The 17467-nt window shown below is 67.6% G+C and carries 17 protein-coding genes; 3 read left to right on the top strand and 14 right to left on the bottom strand.

The window, feature by feature from the left end:
• Window positions 1–65 precede the first annotated feature (65 nt).
• The 14 genes from CY652_RS14870 to CY652_RS14810 all read right to left on the bottom strand — a co-directional run bounded on the left by CY652_RS14870 (window position 66) and on the right by CY652_RS14810 (window position 13632).
• Entirely contained in the window at window positions 66–665 is a 600-nt protein-coding gene (locus CY652_RS14870) for a TetR/AcrR family transcriptional regulator (protein ID WP_102131538.1), read from the bottom strand.
• A gap of 90 nt (window positions 666–755) precedes the next feature.
• On the bottom strand, window positions 756–992 hold the full coding sequence (locus tag CY652_RS14865) for a hypothetical protein (protein WP_102131478.1): 237 nt from the start codon (window positions 990–992) through the stop codon (window positions 756–758).
• Between the two features lie 51 nt (window positions 993–1043).
• A complete protein-coding gene (locus tag CY652_RS24510; protein WP_180970616.1) occupies window positions 1044–1196 on the bottom strand; it encodes a hypothetical protein in 153 nt (50 codons plus the stop codon).
• A 154-nt stretch (window positions 1197–1350) separates the two neighbouring features.
• Window positions 1351–1494 carry a hypothetical protein gene (locus tag CY652_RS24505; RefSeq protein WP_180970614.1) on the bottom strand — a complete coding sequence of 48 codons (144 nt, stop codon included), beginning with the start codon at window positions 1492–1494 and terminating at the stop codon, window positions 1351–1353.
• A 48-nt stretch (window positions 1495–1542) separates the two neighbouring features.
• Window positions 1543–2046 (bottom strand): dihydroneopterin triphosphate diphosphatase, encoded by a 504-nt coding sequence (gene nudB / locus CY652_RS14855; protein WP_102131476.1) that lies wholly within the window; start codon window positions 2044–2046, stop codon window positions 1543–1545.
• A 157-nt stretch (window positions 2047–2203) separates the two neighbouring features.
• Window positions 2204–4006 (bottom strand): aspartate--tRNA ligase, encoded by a 1803-nt coding sequence (aspS, locus tag CY652_RS14850; RefSeq protein ID WP_102131475.1) that lies wholly within the window; start codon window positions 4004–4006, stop codon window positions 2204–2206.
• A 65-nt stretch (window positions 4007–4071) separates the two neighbouring features.
• The gene (locus tag CY652_RS14845) at window positions 4072–4722 is read right to left on the bottom strand and encodes a DUF502 domain-containing protein (RefSeq protein WP_102131537.1); all 651 of its coding nucleotides are present in this window, start codon (window positions 4720–4722) and stop codon (window positions 4072–4074) included.
• Between the two features lie 78 nt (window positions 4723–4800).
• Window positions 4801–5178 carry an FmdB family zinc ribbon protein gene (locus CY652_RS14840; RefSeq protein ID WP_102131474.1) on the bottom strand — a complete coding sequence of 126 codons (378 nt, stop codon included), beginning with the start codon at window positions 5176–5178 and terminating at the stop codon, window positions 4801–4803.
• A 246-nt stretch (window positions 5179–5424) separates the two neighbouring features.
• A complete protein-coding gene (ubiB, locus tag CY652_RS14835) occupies window positions 5425–7002 on the bottom strand; it encodes a ubiquinone biosynthesis regulatory protein kinase UbiB (protein ID WP_102131473.1) in 1578 nt (525 codons plus the stop codon).
• Between the two features lie 16 nt (window positions 7003–7018).
• Window positions 7019–7645 carry a ubiquinone biosynthesis accessory factor UbiJ gene (locus CY652_RS14830; protein WP_102131472.1) on the bottom strand — a complete coding sequence of 209 codons (627 nt, stop codon included), beginning with the start codon at window positions 7643–7645 and terminating at the stop codon, window positions 7019–7021.
• Window positions 7646–7860: 215 nt separating this feature from the next.
• Window positions 7861–8592: a bifunctional demethylmenaquinone methyltransferase/2-methoxy-6-polyprenyl-1,4-benzoquinol methylase UbiE gene (ubiE, locus tag CY652_RS14825; protein WP_102131471.1), complete on the bottom strand. Its 732-nt coding sequence runs from the start codon at window positions 8590–8592 to the stop codon at window positions 7861–7863.
• 91 nt (window positions 8593–8683) lie between these two features.
• Complete coding sequence (locus CY652_RS14820; protein WP_102131470.1) at window positions 8684–9097, bottom strand: gamma-butyrobetaine hydroxylase-like domain-containing protein; 414 nt, start codon at window positions 9095–9097, stop codon at window positions 8684–8686.
• 19 nt (window positions 9098–9116) lie between these two features.
• Window positions 9117–9548 carry an HIT family protein gene (locus CY652_RS14815; RefSeq protein ID WP_102131469.1) on the bottom strand — a complete coding sequence of 144 codons (432 nt, stop codon included), beginning with the start codon at window positions 9546–9548 and terminating at the stop codon, window positions 9117–9119.
• 49 nt (window positions 9549–9597) lie between these two features.
• Window positions 9598–13632, bottom strand: coding sequence for a DUF3683 domain-containing protein (locus CY652_RS14810; RefSeq protein WP_102131468.1), 4035 nt, complete (start codon window positions 13630–13632; stop codon window positions 9598–9600).
• Window positions 13633–14131: 499 nt separating this feature from the next.
• Here CY652_RS14810 and ilvA point away from each other — a divergent pair, with 499 nt between their 5' ends.
• The 3 genes from ilvA to queF are packed head-to-tail and all read left to right on the top strand — an operon-like array spanning window position 14132 to window position 17427.
• Window positions 14132–15658 carry a threonine ammonia-lyase, biosynthetic gene (gene ilvA, locus CY652_RS14805; RefSeq protein WP_102131467.1) on the top strand — a complete coding sequence of 509 codons (1527 nt, stop codon included), beginning with the start codon at window positions 14132–14134 and terminating at the stop codon, window positions 15656–15658.
• 27 nt (window positions 15659–15685) lie between these two features.
• Window positions 15686–16606, top strand: a complete 921-nt coding sequence (locus CY652_RS14800) for a 5'-nucleotidase (protein WP_102131466.1) — start codon at window positions 15686–15688, stop codon at window positions 16604–16606.
• Window positions 16603–17427 (top strand): NADPH-dependent 7-cyano-7-deazaguanine reductase QueF, encoded by an 825-nt coding sequence (gene queF, locus CY652_RS14795; RefSeq protein WP_102131465.1) that lies wholly within the window; start codon window positions 16603–16605, stop codon window positions 17425–17427. The genes CY652_RS14800 and queF overlap by 4 nt, the downstream gene beginning before the upstream one ends.
• Window positions 17428–17467: the final 40 nt, after the last annotated feature.

Genomic DNA, 17467 nt, shown 5'->3' with positions numbered 1-17467 from the left:
GGAGCCACGACGGCCCCGTCGTCCGGCGCGAAAGCGCGCGACCAGGGCCTGCGGCACGGCGGGCGTCAGCGGTCGGCGCTCCGATACGAAACGATCAGTTTTTCGAGCGCGGCCCACGAATGGCGAACGGCGTCCGGCAGGTGCAGGAAGCGTCCGTCGTGATGCAGGCCGAGCGTCACGCTATACATTTCGAACAGCATCAGTTGCGGATCGGTGTCCGCGCGCAGATGCCCCTCCTCGATCGCCTGTGAAATGGCGCGCAGCAGCGCGGCGCGCCACATCGTGACGCTCGCGACCAGTTGTTCGCGCACCTGGCTGTCGGCGCGATCGTCGTATTCGACCGCGCCGCTGATGTAGATGCAGCCCGTCGTCACTTCGTGGATGCGCCGCTCGATCCAGCGCGAGAGCATCGCGCGCAGGCGCGGCAAGCCGCGCGGCTCGTGCAGGCTCGGAAAGAACACCTCGTTTTCGAAGCGCCGATGGTACTCGCGCACCACCTCGACCTGCAGATCCTCGCGCGAACCGAAATGCGCGAAGACGCCGCTCTTGCTCATCTGCATGCGGTCGGCAAGAAGGCCGATCGTCAATCCTTCCAGTCCGTCGCGGCTGGCCAGATCGAGGGCTGCGTCCAGAATGGCGGCTCGAGTCTGTTCGCCTTTTCGCATAGCTTCAAGTACCGTTTCGTTGAAGTCGAAATGAAAAATCGAACGGACGTCCAATTGTTGGGGACGGCCGCCCACGAAACAAGGAAATTATTAGAAACCGCTTTCTAACCGGCCGGCCCGTGCGCATGGAAACGTCTTCATGCCGGGTCCGGGGCGCACGAGCGTGGTGCGCCGGTCGTAACCGCCGACCGCCGGCGGCTTCATGCCGGCGCGCGAGGCCGGGTACGCGAACCCGCTCGTCGCGCGCTCCGCGAGCAGACGCGCTTCGTGGCGAGCCCGCTCGATGAAGCGAGCTTTGTCGAACGCGACGAGGATCGCCTCTCGCAACGCCCGTATCCCGGCGGAATGCAGGACCCGTCGGCACGTTCGCCTCGTGGCTCACGACGCGCCGGGATTCGACGAGCCCACCGTGCCCCCTTTCGAATCGCTCGCGGCGACCTTGCCGTGCAGCATTGTCGTCCCATACCCGGCAATCTGCACGCCAGCCGGCAACCGCGCGCGGTAGAGAAACGGCGCAGCGCGGTCGAGCATCGCGAAGCCGTTACGTCCGATCGGCGGCCGGACCTCGACAAGCAGGCGCAACAGACGGGCGGGCCGGCACGAAATAGGGATTGGTGCGCAGCACACCCCACACTACGCACCGTCGATCGCGTGCGGACAGGCGCGGCCGAGACGGCCCGGCCGGTCAGGTCGGCGCGAAAAATCGAGAAAAATACAGGTTCGTTGCCGCGCCGATGCGCCCGATCATCGCGGCGAACAGCGCGGTGCCCGAGGAAAGCAGCCGGACTTCGTTGCCTGTCGTGAAACGGTCATGCGAACGATAACGCATGGCCGGCAGTATCGGCTCCGCCGCACGAGGCGCGCGCATCGCCGTCCGTCATCGCTGTGTCTCTCCGCGTCCTCGTGCTCGGGCCGCGAGACGTTCGGGCAGTTGCAGGATCGCCTCGCGATTGGACGGCGAAAAGCATTTCCCGGCGGCGTCCTCGAACGGCAGCCACAGGAAGGCGGTGTGCTCGCGCGGCGAAAGCGTTACCTCGACGCGCCCGGGCACCTCGAGACTGAACCAGTGCTCGGTGTTGCGCGTGATGCCCGGCGCGTAGCGGTGCCGCCAGACCGGATAGATTTCGTACTCGATCCGGTGCGCCCAGTCGAGCAACGCGTCGGGCGGCACGCCGGCGCTGCCGACGACAATGCCGGTTTCCTCGGCCACCTCGCGCGCCGCCGTTTCGGCGAGCGGCTCGTCGAGCCGGTCCTTCGAACCCGTGACGGACTGCCAGAACCCCGCATGGTCGGCGCGCTCGATAATCAGCACCTCCCGTTGCGGCGTGTGGATGACGACGAGAACGGATTCGGGAATCTTCGGCGGCTTTTGCGTTGACATGGCGACGGACGGGATGGCGGAGACGGCGGGTGCTCGCGCGCGGCGGCTACCGACGAATGTAACGCAAGCGCGCAGGAAATGAAAAAGGCGCACAAGGCGCCTTTTTCGCGTAGTTGCCTTCGGCGAGCCGCCGGTTCCGGCCCGCCGGCGGAGGCGCTTACTGCACTTTCTGCTCGGGCTGACGCAGACGGATGTGGAGTTCGCGCAGTTGCCGCTCGTCGACTTCGCTCGGCGCCTGCGTCAGCAGACACTGCGCGCGCTGGGTCTTCGGGAATGCGATCACGTCGCGGATCGAATCGGCGCCGGCCATCATCGTCACGATGCGATCGAGGCCGAACGCGATCCCGCCGTGCGGCGGCGCGCCGTACTGCAGCGCGTCGAGCAGGAAGCCGAACTTCAGACGCGCCTCTTCCGGCCCGATCTTCAGCGCGCGGAACACCTTGCTCTGCACCTCCTCGCGATGGATCCGCACCGAACCGCCGCCGATCTCCCAGCCGTTCAGCACCATGTCGTAGGCCTTGGCGAGGCAGCGCGCCGGGTCCGTTTCCAGGTACTCGATGTGCTCGTCCTTCGGGCTCGTGAACGGATGGTGCGCGGCCACGAAGCGGTTTTCTTCCTCGTCGTATTCGAACATCGGGAAGTCGATGACCCAGAGCGGCTTCCAGCCGGCCTCGACGAGCCCGTTCGCGCGGCCGAACTCCGAGTGGCCGATCTTCAGGCGCAGCGCGCCGAGGCTGTCGTTGACGACCTTCGCGCGGTCGGCCGCGAAGAAGACGATGTCGCCGTCCTGCGCGCCCGTGCGCTCGAGGATCGCGGCGATCGCGGCGTCGTGCAGGTTCTTCACGATCGGGCTTTGCAGACCGTCGCGGCCCTTCGCGGCCTCGTTCACCTTGATCCAGGCGAGGCCCTTCGCGCCGTAGATGCGCACGAATTCGGTATAGCCGTCGATGTCGCCGCGCGAGAGCTCGCCGCCCTTCGGCACGCGCAGCGCCGCGACGCGGCCGTCCTTCGTGTTGGCCGGCGCGCTGAACACCTTGAAGTCGACGTCCTTCATCGCGTCGGTGAGCTCGGTGAACTCGAGCTTCACGCGCAGGTCGGGCTTGTCCGAGCCGAAGCGGCGCATCGCCTCCGCGTACTGCATGACGGGGAACGTCGCGTCGAGCTCGACGCCGATCGTCTCCTTGAACACGTGACGCGTCATGTTCTCGAAGAGGTCGCGAATCTCCTGCTCGGAGAGGAACGAAGTCTCGCAGTCGATCTGCGTGAACTCGGGCTGGCGGTCGGCGCGCAGGTCCTCGTCGCGGAAGCACTTGACGATCTGGTAGTAGCGGTCGAAGTTCGCCACCATCAGCAACTGCTTGAAGAGCTGCGGCGACTGCGGCAGCGCGAAGAACTGGCCCGCGTTCACGCGCGAGGGCACGAGGTAGTCGCGCGCGCCTTCGGGCGTGCTCTTGGTCAGCATCGGCGTTTCGATGTCGATAAAGCCCTCGGCATCGAGGTAGCGGCGCACCGCCATCGCCACGCGGTAGCGCAGGCGCAGGTTGTGCTGCATTTGCGGACGGCGCAGGTCGAGCACGCGATGCGTGAGGCGCGTCGTTTCCGAGAGGTTGTCGTCGTCGAGCTGGAACGGCGGCGTGACCGACGCGTTCAGCACGGTCAGTTCGTGGCACAGCACCTCGATCTTGCCGCTCTTCAGGCCGGCGTTGATCGTGCCTTCCGGACGGCCGCGCACGACGCCCTTCACCTGCACGCAGAATTCGTTGCGCACGCCTTCGGCGATCTTGAACATGTCGGCGCGATCCGGATCGCAGACCACCTGGACCAGGCCCTCGCGATCCCGCAGGTCGATGAAGATGACGCCGCCGTGGTCGCGGCGGCGATGTACCCATCCGCACAGCGAAACGGTTTGGCCCAGTAGATGTTCGGTCACCAGACCGCAGTATTCAGATCTCATCGACATGATGTTCGTCTTTCGTTATGCATAGATTGAACGACGTGCCCGCCCGAAGGCGAGGCACGCCGGCATTACAGCGGCGGATCGGCGGGACGGCGCGGCGGCGCGGACGGCGCGACGACACCCATCGAAACAATATACTTGAGCGCGGCATCGACGGTCATGTCGAGCTCGACCACCTCGCGCTTCGGCACCATCAGGAAAAAACCGGAAGTGGGGTTGGGCGTGGTCGGCACGTACACGCTCACATGCTCTTCCTGCAGATGATTGACAACGTCGCCGCCGGGCACGCCGGTCAGGAACGCGATCGTGTAGGAACCCTTACGCGGATATTCGATCAGCAGCGCCTTGCGGAACGCGTTGCCGTTGCTCGAAAGCAGCGTGTCGGAAACCTGCTGGATGCTGCTGTAGAGCGGACCGACGAGCGGGATGCGGCGCACGAGTGCGTTCCATCCCTCGACGAGCTTCTGGCCGATGAAGTTCTGCGTGAGCAGGCCCACGATGAACACGAACGCGAGCGTGAGCACCGCGCCGAGCCCCGGCAGGCGCACGCCGAAGAGCCGCTCGGGCTGCCAGGCCTCGGGCAGCAGCAGCAGCGTCTGGTCCATCGTGCCGATGACGAGATTGAGCACCCACAACGTGATGGCGAGCGGCACCAGCACCAGCAGCCCGGTCAGGAACACCGACTTGAGCGTCGTTTTCTTGGTCGTCTTGGTCGTCATGTACACCGCCTGAAGGCCATGCCCGTCGGACACGGCGGATGCGCGACCCGGAGAAGCCCGCCCGGATCGCAGGGGTTTTCAGGAACTGGCCGTGCCGCCGGACGACGCGGCGCCCGACGCCGCACTCTCCGTGCCCGAGGCGGACTTGCCGCCGCCGGACTCGCCGCTCGCCGCGCCGCCGGATTCGCCGCCCTTGCTGCCGTTGCCGTCGCTACTGCCGCCGGCATCGCCGGCCGGCTTCGCGGCCGTGCCCGCCGCGCCTGCCCCGCCGCTGCCGCCGCGGAAGTCCGTCACGTACCAGCCGGAACCCTTGAGCTGAAATCCGGCCGCGGTCACCTGCTTGCGGAACGTGTCCTTGCCGCAGCCCGGACACTGCGTCAGAGGCGCATCGCTGATCTTCCGCAGCACGTCCTTCTCGAAGCCGCACGACTCGCAGCGATAAGCGTAGATCGGCATGATCTCTTCCTGATGAAATCCAGTAAATGCTTGCAAAGCCTTGAATTATAGCCGCAAACAACAGGCTGGCCCGGAATTTGCCGAACCGGAAGGCCCGCCTTGCGTCCGCCGGCAAGATGGGGGCGCAAGGGCGCGAAATCAAGAGCCGGGGGCGGCGCGACGACGCCGGGCCGAGCGAGATCAAACGAGACCGGGGAAGCGCAGGGGCGGAAACGGGACGCGCACGGGCCGGCCGGCTTCGACCGCTCAGCCGCCCGCGCCCAGCACGAACCAGATGCGCGCGAGCACCATGCCGACGCCCACGGCGATGCCGAACACGAGAATGCCCTGCAGCAGCCGGTTGGTGCGCCGCTGCTCGGCGAGAATCTGCCGGATCGCCTCCTCGTTGGCCGGACGCGCCGCGTCCTGGCGATGCAGCAGCACCTGATGCACGAGACGCGGCAGTTGCGGCAGCGTCTTGCTCCACTGCGGCACCTCGACCTTCAGGCGCTCGTACCAGCCGCGCAGGCCGATCTGCTCGGTCATCCAGCGTTCGAGGTAGGGCTTCGCCGTCTTCCAGAGGTCGAGCTCGGGGTCGAGCGAGCGGCCGAGGCCCTCGACGTTCAGCATGGTCTTCTGCAGCAGCACGAGCTGCGGCTGGATCTCGACGTTGAAGCGCCGCGAGGTGGAGAAGAGGCGCAGCAGCACCTGGCCGAGCGAAATGTCTTTGAGCGCGCGGTCGAAGTACGGCTCGCAGACGGCGCGAATCGCGCTTTCGAGCTCCTCGACGCGCGTGTTCGGCGGCACCCAGCCCGACTCGATGTGCAGCGTCGCGACGCGATGGTAATCGCGCTTGAAGAACGCGAGGAAGTTCTGCGCGAGATAGTTCTTGTCGAAGTCCGAGAGCGCGCCGACGATCCCGAAGTCGAGCGCGATGTAGCGGCCGAAATGCGCCGGGTCGAGGCTCACCTGGATGTTGCCCGGATGCATGTCGGCATGAAAGAAGCCGTCGCGGAACACCTGGGTGAAGAAAATCTCGACCCCTTCGCGCGCGAGCTTCGGAATGTCCACGCCGGCCGCGCGCAGCCGTTCCACCTGGCTGATCGGCACGCCGACCATGCGCTCCATCACGAGCACGCCGGCCGAACAGTATTCCCAGTACATCTCCGGCACGAGCAGCAAATCGAGCCCGGCGAAGTTGCGGCGCAACTGGCTGCCATTGGCTGCCTCGCGCATGAGATCGAGCTCGTCGTGCAGGTACTTGTCGAATTCCGCCACGACCTCGCGCGGCTTCAGGCGCTTGCCGTCCGACCAGAGCCGCTCGGCCCAGACCGCGATGTCGCGCAAAAGCGCGAGGTCCGAATCGATGACGGGCAGCATGTTCGGCCGCAGCACCTTGATCGCGACGGCCTTGCCCGCGTGCTCGCCTGACTTCAGCTTCGCGAAATGCACCTGCGCGATGGACGCGCTCGCGACGGGCACGCGCTCGAACTCGTCGAACTGCTCGTCGATGCGGGCGCCGAGCGACTTCTCGATGATCCGGATCGCGACGTCCGAATCGAACGGCGGCACCTGGTCCTGGAGCTTCGCGAGCTCGTTGGCGATGTCGACGGGCAGGAGGTCGCGCCGCGTCGAGAGCACCTGGCCGAACTTCACGAAGATGGGACCGAGGCTCTCGAGCGCGAGCCGCAGCCGCCGGCCCGGCGGATCGTCGAAGCGGCGGCCGATCGTCGTGATGCGCAACAGCAGCCGCACGCGGCGGTCGTCGATGCGGCTCAGCATCATCTCGTCGAGCCCGAAGCGGACGACCGTCCAGGCGATCTTCAGAAAGCGCAGGAAACGCATGATGGGCGCCCGCGGCCTAGCGCGCGTCGCGCGGCGACGCGCCCGCGCTGACGGCCACTTTCTGCTCGAGACGCTCCGTGCGCTTTTCCACTCGCGCCAGCGCGTCGCGCGCGCGCGCAAGCTCGGCGTTGAAGCCGTCGAGCTCGGCGCGCCGCACGAGCTGCGGATTCTCGTCGAGCAGATATTCGATCACCGAGTCGAGCAGATTGCGCCCGGTACGGCGCGCCTCGCCGCCCATCGAGCGGGCGAACTGCGCGAGACGCGAAGCCGGCGCGTCGCCGACGAGCCGCGCCAGATCTTCCTCGGGCTCCCAGCGCAGATGCTCGGCGAGCTTGCCGAGCGTCGTCGCGAATTCGGCGTCGCCCTCGATCTTCACGTGCTTCATGAGCGCGGCCTGGCCGCCCTGCGCGAACGCGGGCAAGGCGCCGGCCGGCAACGAGAGCGTGACGTCGACGTTCCCCGCACCCGGTTCGCCGACCGCCGCCAGATAGCCGTCGGGCTGCACGAACAGCGTGAGCGCCACCGGCGCGCACGAAAGCCGCGCGGTTTTACCGGCATAGGGAGCAAGGCGCTCGCGAGCCCACGATTCGCGGGCAAGCAGATGATTGACAGCGGCGGCAAAGGGCTTGGCGGCGAGAGTCATCGGATCGTAAAGGAGAAACCCGCGCGGACACGGGCTGGCGCGGGCATCCGCGGGCATCTATTGTAACGTTCGAACGCGGGGAAACCGGCGCAGATCGACCGGCGGACCGGGGAGAAAGCCGGCGGCGTCGGGACGCAGATCAATGAGATACGCGCGGATCGGCCCGCACGGCATCCGTCGGCCGGCGAAACCGCAGGGCCTGCCGATGCGGTCAGTCAGTACTTGGTGCCGACGTGCAGGGCCACCACGCCTGCCGACAGATTGTAATATTTGACCGCCTCGAGGCCGGCCGCTTCCATCATCGTCTTCAGCGTCTCCTGGTCCGGGTGCATGCGGATCGATTCGGCCAGGTAACGGTAGCTGTCGGCGTCGCTCGCGAAGCGCTCGCCGAGCCACGGCAGCACCTTGAACGAATAGACGTCGTAGGCCTTCTTCAGCGGCTCCCACACCTTCGAGAACTCGAGCACGAGCAGACGCCCGGCCGGCTTGAGCACGCGCCGCATCTCGGCGAGCGCGAGATCCTTGTGCGTCATGTTGCGCAGCCCGAACGCGACGCTGACCACGTCGAAATAGTGGTCCGGAAACGGAATCTTCTCCGCGTCGCAGAGCAGCGCCGGCGTGACGACGCCGCGGTCGATGAGCCGGTCGCGGCCCACGCGCAGCATCGACTCGTTGATGTCGGTGTGCCAGACCTGGCCCGTCGGCCCGGCCTTCTTCGCGAACGCCATCGACAGGTCGCCCGTGCCGCCCGCGAGGTCGAGCACCTTCGCGCCCGGCCGCACGTTCGCCTGCGCGATCGTGAAGGCCTTCCACGCGCGATGCAGCCCGCCCGACATCAGGTCGTTCATCAGGTCGTAGTTCGAGGCGACCGAGTGGAACACGCCGGCCACCTTCTTCGCCTTTTCCTGTTCGTCGACGGTCTGATAGCCGAAATGGGTCTTGCTCATCGCGCTCTTCCTTTTGCGGGTGCGGGTCGCGGTTATGGACGCCGGGCGGATGCCCCGGCTAACGGGCCAGGCCGGATCGTATCAGGAACCGTCAGTGACGGTGGCCGTGCGGTGCGGTCGCGGCCGGCATCGGCGCGTCGCGCTCCACGCCGGCCGCCTTCAGCTTCGCGAAGTACTCGGCCCAGCGCGCGTCCTGGTTCGTCGCGAGGTCGTAGAGCAGATCCCACGAATAGATGCCCGTCGAGTGGCCGTCCGAGAACGTGGGCTGCAGCGCGTAGTGACCGACGCCCTCGAGCGCCGTGATCGCGACCTCGCGCTTGCCGGTCTGCAGCGTCTCCTGCCCGGGCCCGTGGCCGCGCACCTCGGCCGACGGCGAGTAGACGCGCAGCAGTTCGAACGGCACGCGAAAGCGGCGGCCGTCCGCGTATTGCAACTCCAGCACGCGCGATACCGCGTGCACCACGATGCCGGTCGGCACCGGCGTCTGCGACGTCAATCCGCTCATGTCTGCGGGTCCTCCGGAATCAGGCGAGCGCCCGTTCGATTTCGCGCCGCACGGCCTCGCGCAGCAACGTCGCCTGCGCGCGGCGCGAGCCGAGCAGCGCCTCGGACACCGTGCGCTGGCGCGGCGCCCAGACGGGCAGCGGGAAATGCGCGTCGTTCGTGAAGCGCGGGATGACGTGCCAGTGCACGTGCGGCACCTGGTTGCCGAGGCTCGCGAGATTGATCTTGGCCGGCTGCATGACCTGCCGCAGCGCACGCTCGACCGCGTAGACCGCTAGCATCACGTGCTGGCGGGCGGCGGCGTCGAGTTCCGAGAACTCGGCGACGTGGGCGGTCCAGATCACGCGGCAAAAGCCCGGATAATCGGCCTCGGCGGCCAGCACGACGCGCAGCCGGTCGTCCTGCCACAGCACGTCGCCGCCGTCCTCACTGCAGAATACGCACGTCGCCATTCCTCACTCCCGAACCGTCCTGACGCGACGAAAGCATGCGCGGCCGCCGTCAGACCAGCACGCGCTCGATGCCGCCATTGTTCGCCCGTTCGACGTAATCCGCCATCCAGTTTTCACCGAGGACGTGACGGGCGATCTCGACCACGATGTAGTCGGCCTCGATGCCCGCGTCCTCGTTGTAGCGCGACAGCCCCTGCAGGCACGACGGGCAGCTCGTCAGGATCTTCACGTCGGGCGTGCCGGCGCCGCGCGCAACCCCGGCCCCCGCTTCGGCAAGGACCGGCAGGTCGCGCAGCGTCGCCGCGCCCTTGCGGATCTCCTCTTCCTTGCGGAAGCGGATTTGCGTCGAGACGTCCGGCCGCGTCACGGCGAGCGTGCCCGACTCGCCGCAGCAGCGGTCGTTCTTCTCGATCCGGTAGCCGTCCTTCTGCGCGCCCATCAGCTCGTTGACGAGCTTGACCGGGTCCATCGTCTTGATCGGCGTGTGGCAGGGGTCGTGATACATGTAGCGCGTGCCCGTCACGCCGTCGAGTCTGATGTCCTTCTCGAGCAGGAACTCGTGGATGTCGATGATCCGGCAGCCCGGGAAGATTTTCTCGAATTCGTAGCCGGCGAGCTGGTCGTAGCAGGTGCCGCACGACACGACCACCGTCTTGATGTCGAGGTAGTTCAGCGTGTTCGCGACGCGGTGGAACAGCACGCGGTTGTCGGTGACGATCTTCTCGGCCTTGTCGTACTGGCCCGAGCCGCGCTGCGGATAGCCGCAGCACAGGTAGCCCGGCGGCAGCACGGTCTGCACGCCCGCCTCCCAGAGCATCGCCTGGGTCGCGAGGCCGACCTGCGAGAAGAGGCGCTCGGAGCCGCAGCCGGGGAAGTAGAACACCGCCTCCGAATCGACGTTCGTCGTCTTCGGGTTGCGGATGATCGGCACGATCTTGTTGTCCTCGATGTCGAGCAACGCGCGCGCCGTCTTCTTCGGCAGGTTGCCCGGCATCTTCTTGTTGACGAAGTGGATCACCTGCTCGGCGACGGGCGGGCGGCCCGTCGTCGCCGGCGGATGCGCGGTCTGCTTCTTCGCAACCGACTTCAGGAGATCGTTGCCGAGGCGCTGGGCCTTGTAGCCGAGGCCCATCATCGCCGTGCGCGCGAGGTTGATGGTCTGCGGGTTCGTCGCGTTCAGAAAGAACATGCCGGCCGCGTTGCCCACGTTGAACTTCTTCTTGCCCATCTTGCGCAACAGGTTGCGCATGTTCATCGTCACGTCGCCGAAGTCGATCTTCACGGGGCACGGGCTCAGGCACTTGTGGCAGACCGTGCAGTGATCGGCCACGTCGTTGAACTCGTCCCAGTGCTTGATCGACACGCCGCGGCGCGTCTGCTCCTCGTAGAGGAACGCCTCGACGAGCAAGGACGTCGCGAGAATCTTGTTGCGCGGGCTGTAGAGCAGGTTCGCGCGCGGCACGTGCGTCGCGCACACCGGCTTGCACTTGCCGCAGCGCAGGCAGTCCTTGACCGAGTTGGCGATCGCGCCGATGTCGGACTGCTGCATGATGAGCGACTCGTAGCCCATGAGCCCGAAGCTCGGCGTGTAGGCGTTGCGCAGGTCCGCGCCTTCGAGCAGCTTGCCCGCGTTGAAGCGTCCCTGCGGATCGACGCGCTGCTTGTAGGCGCGGAACTCCGCGATCTCCGCCTCGGTCAGGAATTCGAGCTTCGTGATGCCGATGCCGTGCTCGCCCGAAATCACGCCGTCGAGCGAGCGCGCGAGCGCCATGATGCGCGCGACGGCCGCGTGGGCGTCCTGCAGCATCTCGTAGTTGTCGGAGTTGACGGGGAGGTTCGTGTGGACGTTGCCGTCGCCCGCGTGCATGTGCAGCGCGACGAACACCCGGCCGCGCAGCACCTGTTTATGGATTGCCTGGGCCTCGTCGAGGACCGGCTCGAACGCGCCGCCGTTGAAGATCTGCCGCAGCTCGGCGCGAATCTCCTGCTTCCACGACACGCGCACCGTGCGATCCTGCGCGACATGGAAAACGGTGGCGCCGGGCTGCGCGTCGACGCGGTCCGCGAACGTCTCCGCCAGCGCCTCGTAGCCGAGCTGCACCAGATAGTGCTGCGCCTCGCGCAGCGGCAGGTCGAGCCGGTCGCGCAGGAACGTCCAGCGCTCGCGCACGTTGCGCAGCAGTTCGAGCGCCTGCTGCACGCGGTCTTCGAGCAGCTCGGCGCCCGGAATCTCGTTCGCGTCGTCGGTCTTGGCCGCGTTGACGAGGGCCGGCACCTTGCCCGCCCGGAAGAACGCTTCGAGCGCATCGACGAGCTGCAGCTTGTTCTTGATCGACAACTCGATGTTGATGCGCTCGATGCCGTCCGTGTACTCGCCCATCCGGTTCAGCGGAATGACGACGTCCTCGTTGATCTTGAACGCGTTGGTGTGCTTCGCGATCGCGGCCGTGCGGCTGCGGTCGAGCCAGAACTTCTTGCGCGCCTCGGCGCTGACCGCGACGAAGCCCTCGCCGCTCTTGCCGTTGGCCATGCGGATCACTTCGGACGTGGCGGCAGCGACCGCGTCCGCATCGTCGCCGACGATGTCGCCGATCAGCACCATCTTCGGGAACGCGTTGCGCTTGCTCTTCGTCGCGTAGCCGACCGCGCGCAGATAGCGCTCGTCGAGGTGCTCGAGGCCGGCGAGGATCGCGCCGCCCTCTTTCGAGGTCGCGAACAGGTAGTCCTTGATCTCGACGATGCTCGGAATCGCCTCGCGCGCCTGGCCGAAGAATTCGAGGCAGACGGTGCGCGTGTGCGCGGGCATCTTGTGCAGCACCCAGCGCGCGGACGTGATGAGCCCGTCGCAGCCTTCCTTCTGCACGCCGGGCAGGCCGGAGAGGAACTTGTCGGTGACGTCCTTGCCGAGCCCCGCCTTGCGGAAGCGGCGCCCCTCGATTTCGAGCGTTTCGGTGCGCAACAGCTTCTCGCCGGGCGCGTGCTCGCCGTCGGACCACTTCAGCTCGAAGCGCGCCACGGCGATGTCGTGAATCTTGCCGAGGTTGTGGTCGAGACGCGTGACGTCGAGCCAGTTCCCTTCGGGGTCGACCATGCGCCAGGACGCGAGGTTGTCGAGCGCCGTGCCCCAGAGCACGGCCTTCTTGCCGCCCGCGTTCATCGCGATGTTGCCGCCGATGCACGAGGCGTCGAGCGAGGTCGGATCGACCGCGAACACGTAGCCGGCGGCCTCGGCCGCCTCGGTCACGCGGCGCGTGACGACGCCGGCGCCCGAATGGATCGTCGGCACCTCGCGCGCGACGCCGGACAGGCGGGTCAGCTCGACCGGTCCGAGCTGCTCGAGCTTTTCGGTGTTGATGACGGCCGAGAACGGCGTGAGCGGCACCGCGCCGCCCGTGTAGCCCGTGCCGCCGCCGCGCGGAATCACGGTCAGGCCCAGCTCGAAGCAGGCCTTCACGAGACCGGCGATCTCGGCCTCGGTATCGGGCGTCAGGACGACGAACGGGTACTCGACGCGCCAGTCGGTCGCGTCGGTCACGTGCGAGACGCGCGAGAGGCCGTCGAAGCGGATGTTGTCCTTCTGCGTGCGGCGGCCCAGCACCTTCAGTGCGCGGCGGCGCAGCTCGGCCATATGCTCGAACTCGCCCGCGAACGCCTCGACGGCGCGGCGCGCGGCGGCCACCAGCGTCTCGACGCGCGCGGCGCGCCCGAGCCCGGCGTCGTCGCCGTGCTCGAGCAGATCGGCCCGGCGGCGCTTCTCGATCTCGGCGAGGCGGTGGTTCAGCGCCTCGATCAGCAACGCGCGGCGCTTCGGGTTGTCGAGCAGGTCGTCCTGGAGATAAGGATTGCGACGCACCACCCAGATGTCGCCGAGCACTTCGTAGAGCATGCGGGCCGAGCGGCCGGTGCGGCGCTCGGCCCGCAGCTCGGCGAGCGCCGCCCAGGCGGGCTCGCCGAGCAGGCGGATGACGATCTCGCGATCGGAAAACGACGTGTAGTTGTAGGGAATTTCGCGCAGGCGCGGCTCGAGGTCGGCGGCCGCGGCAGCGGCGGCCCCGTGGGGGTCGAAAACTTGAGGTGCGTTCATGATTGGACGACTCTTTGGGTCAGCGCAGCCCGCTCCTCCGGCGGGATCGGACTGGCACTGACGGTGCTGCGCGTGGGGCGCAACGGTAAATCGAGTCCGCTTTCCGTAATGTGGGGATGGCGGACGGTATGCGGGAAACGGGGGCGGCGGCAAGGCTCACGCCGACGGTTTCCCGGCGCTCAGACTCCGCGACACGATCGTGCGTGGCGGACGTGCCGCTGCGCGGCGGGGCAAGTTCCGCGCCGCGCGGGCATCAAATGGGCGGTCCGAGGCTGCCAGTGCATCTTCCGATCCTTTATCCGAGTCGCGATTTTACCCCATGATCCGTGCCCGCGCTGCCCGCTTACTGGGCCCCTTACTAGGCTGCTTCCCGGCCCGCCCGCACCCCGGGAAACCCCGCGGCATCCCGGATCGGCAGGCCCGCAGGCGGCCGGCGCGCCCGCCGAAGGCGCTATCATGAGCGTTTTCCCGTATCGCAAGCGCAAGGCGCGTTCCCCGCATGGCCTCACACGACGACTATCTGAAGAAAATCCTCACCGCCCGCGTCTACGACGTGGCCCGCGAGACCGAGCTCGAACGCGCGCCCAACCTGTCCGTCCGGATCGGCAACCCCGTCTATCTGAAGCGCGAGGACAACCAGCCGGTGTTCTCGTTCAAGCTGCGCGGCGCCTACAACCGGATGGCGCAACTCGGCGCCCAGGCGCTCGCGCGCGGCGTCATCACGGCCTCGGCGGGCAACCATGCCCAGGGCGTCGCGCTCTCGGCCGCGAAGCTCGGCGTGAAGGCGGTGATCTGCGTGCCCGTCACGACGCCGCAGGTCAAGGTGGATGCCGTGCGCGCGCACGGCGGCCCGACCGTCGAGATCGTGCAGGTCGGCGAGTCGTACAGCGACGCCTACGCCCACGCGCTCGAACTGCAGCGCGAGCGCGACCTCACGTTCGTGCATCCGTTCGACGACCCCGACGTGATCGCGGGCCAGGGCACCGTCGCGATGGAGATCCTGCGCCAGCATCAGGCCCCGATCCACGCCATCTTCGTGCCGATCGGCGGCGGCGGGCTCGCCGCCGGCGTGGCCGCCTACGTGAAGGCCGTGCGCCCCGAAATCCGCGTGATCGGCGTGCAGACCGACGACTCGTGCGCGATGGCCCGGTCGATCGCGGCCGGCCACCGCGTCGAGCTCTCCGAGGTCGGCCTCTTCTCGGACGGCACGGCCGTCAAGCTGGTCGGCGAGGAAACGTTCCGGCTGTGCCGCGACTGGCTCGACGAGGTGCTGACCGTGGACACCGACGCGCTGTGCGCCGCGATCAAGGACGTGTTCCAGGACACGCGCAGCGTGCTCGAGCCGGCCGGCGCGCTGGCCGTGGCCGGCGCGAAGCAGTACGCGGAGCGCGAGGACATCCACGGGCAGACGCTCGTTGCGATCACCTCGGGCGCGAACATGAACTTCGACCGCATGCGCTTCGTCGCCGAGCGCGCCGAAGTCGGCGAGGCGCGCGAGGCCGTGTTCGCCGTGACGATCCCCGAGGAGCGCGGCAGTTTCAAACGCTTCTGCGAACTCGTCGGTACGCGCGCCGTGACCGAGTTCAACTACCGGATCGACGACGCCGAGCGCGCGCACATCTTCGTCGGCGTGCAGACCCGCAATCGCGGCGAGTCCGCGCAGATCGCCGGAACCTTCGAGCAGCACGGCTTCGCGACCGTTGACCTGACGGGCGACGAACTCTCGAAGCAGCACGTCCGCTACATGGTCGGCGGACGCTCGCCGCTCGCGCACGACGAGCGGCTCTTCCGCTTCGAGTTTCCCGAGCGGCCGGGCGCGCTCATGCGCTTCCTTTCGTCGATGGCGCCGAACTGGAACATCAGCCTGTTCCACTACCGCAACCAGGGCGCGGATTACAGCTCGATTCTCGTCGGCCTCCAGGTGCCGGTCGCGGAGGATGCCGAGTTCCGGCGCTTTCTCGCGACGCTCGGCTACCCGCACTGGGAAGAGACGCAGAACCCGGCCTACCGGCTGTTTCTCGGCTAACCCGATCTTTCCGGGAGAAACCCGCGCATGGCCGCCGTTTCGCTTGCGGACAAACTGGTCGTCGCCATTTCGTCGCGCGCCCTCTTCGACTTCGAGGAGGAGAACCGCGTGTTCGAGGCAGGCAGGCCGCTCGGCGACCTGGGCGCCTACGAGACGCTGCAGCGCGAGCGGCTGAACGTGCCGGCCCGCCCCGGCGTCGCGTTCGCGCTGATCCGCAAGCTGCTCGCGCTGAACGCCGACGCGCGCCGCGTCGAAGTGGTGATCCTCTCGCGCAGCGATCCGATCAGCGGGCTGCGCGCGTTCAACTCGTGCCGCGAACACGGCCTCGCCGTCGAGCGCGGCGTGTTCACGCGCGGACGCCCGCCGTTCGCCTATCTGAAGCCGCTGAACGCGGCGCTCTTCCTCTCGGCCAACCAGGAGGACGTGCGCGACGCGCTCGCCGCCGGCTTTCCGGCCGCGCGCGTGCTGCCAGAATCGGCGAGAATGTCGGAGCGCAACGCCGACGAGATCCGCATCGCGTTCGACGGCGATGCGGTCCTGTTTTCCGACGAGGCCGAGCGCATCTTCCAGCGCGACGGGCTCGGCGCGTTCGTGAGCCACGAGCACGACAACCGCGCGCTGCCGCTCGCCGAGGGTCCGCTCAAGCCGCTGCTCGAAGCGCTGCACCGCCTGCAGAAGCTCGCGGACCGCGACGCGCGCATGAAAATACGGACCGCGCTCGTCACGGCGCGCTCCGCGCCGGCGCACGAGCGGGCCATCCGGACGCTGATGGCCTGGAACATCGAGATCGACGAGGCGATGTTCCTCGGCGGCCTCGACAAGGGCCCGTTCCTGCGCGAATTCGAACCGGACTTTTTCTTCGACGACCAGATCCGCCACTGCGAATCGGCCCGCTCGGTCACGGCGACCGGGCACGTCGCGAGCGGCGTGACCAACGCATCATCATGACGCCCGAACACTCTCCGCTCGGCAAACCCGCCGCCTATACCGGACAATACGACCCGACGCTGCTCTTTGCGATCGACCGCGCCGGCGCGCGCGCGGAAATCGGCATCGGCGCGACGCTGCCGTTCTTCGGCACCGACCTCTGGAACGCCTACGAACTGTCGTGGCTCACCCCGCGCGGCAAGCCGCAGATCGCGATCGCGACGTTCCTCGTTCCGGCCGATTCGCCGAACATCATCGAGTCGAAGTCGTTCAAGCTCTATCTGGGGTCGTTCTCGCAGACGCCGTTCGAGTCGGTCGACGCGGTCCGCGACGTACTGCAACGCGACGCCAGCGCCGCCTGCGGCGCGCACGCGTCGGTGCGGCTCGAGCTGCCGGCCGCGTTCGGCAGGTTGCCGTTCGAGGAATTCGGGGGACTCTCGCTCGACCGGCTCGACCTGGAGGCGAGCGTCTATCAGCCCGACCCGTCGCTGCTGAGCGCCGCGTTCGACGAAGCGCCGGTCGAGGAGACGCTGACGTCGAACCTGCTGAAGTCGAACTGCCCCGTCACCGGACAGCCCGACTGGGGCAGCGTGCAGATCCGCTACGTGGGCCCGCAGATCGACCAGGCCGGGCTCCTGCGCTACATCATCTCGTACCGCAACCACGCCGGGTTCCACGAGCAATGCATCGAGCGCATCTTCGTCGACATCCAGCGCGCGTGCCGCCCGCTCAAGCTCGCGGTGTACGGCCGCTATACGCGGCGCGGCGGGCTCGACATCAATCCGTTCCGCACCAGCTACAACCTGCCGCTGCCCGACAACGCGCGGCTCGCGAGGCAGTAACGCCGGCCGGTCAGCGCCGGGGGAAAATGCGGGAAGCGCG

Origin of the sequence: Burkholderia sp. WAC0059, assembly GCF_002870125.1 — a bacterium.
Classification (GTDB): domain Bacteria; phylum Pseudomonadota; class Gammaproteobacteria; order Burkholderiales; family Burkholderiaceae; genus Paraburkholderia.
The sequence above is the reverse complement of the archived record's forward strand: the minus strand, read 5'-3'. Positions and strand labels throughout refer to the sequence as shown.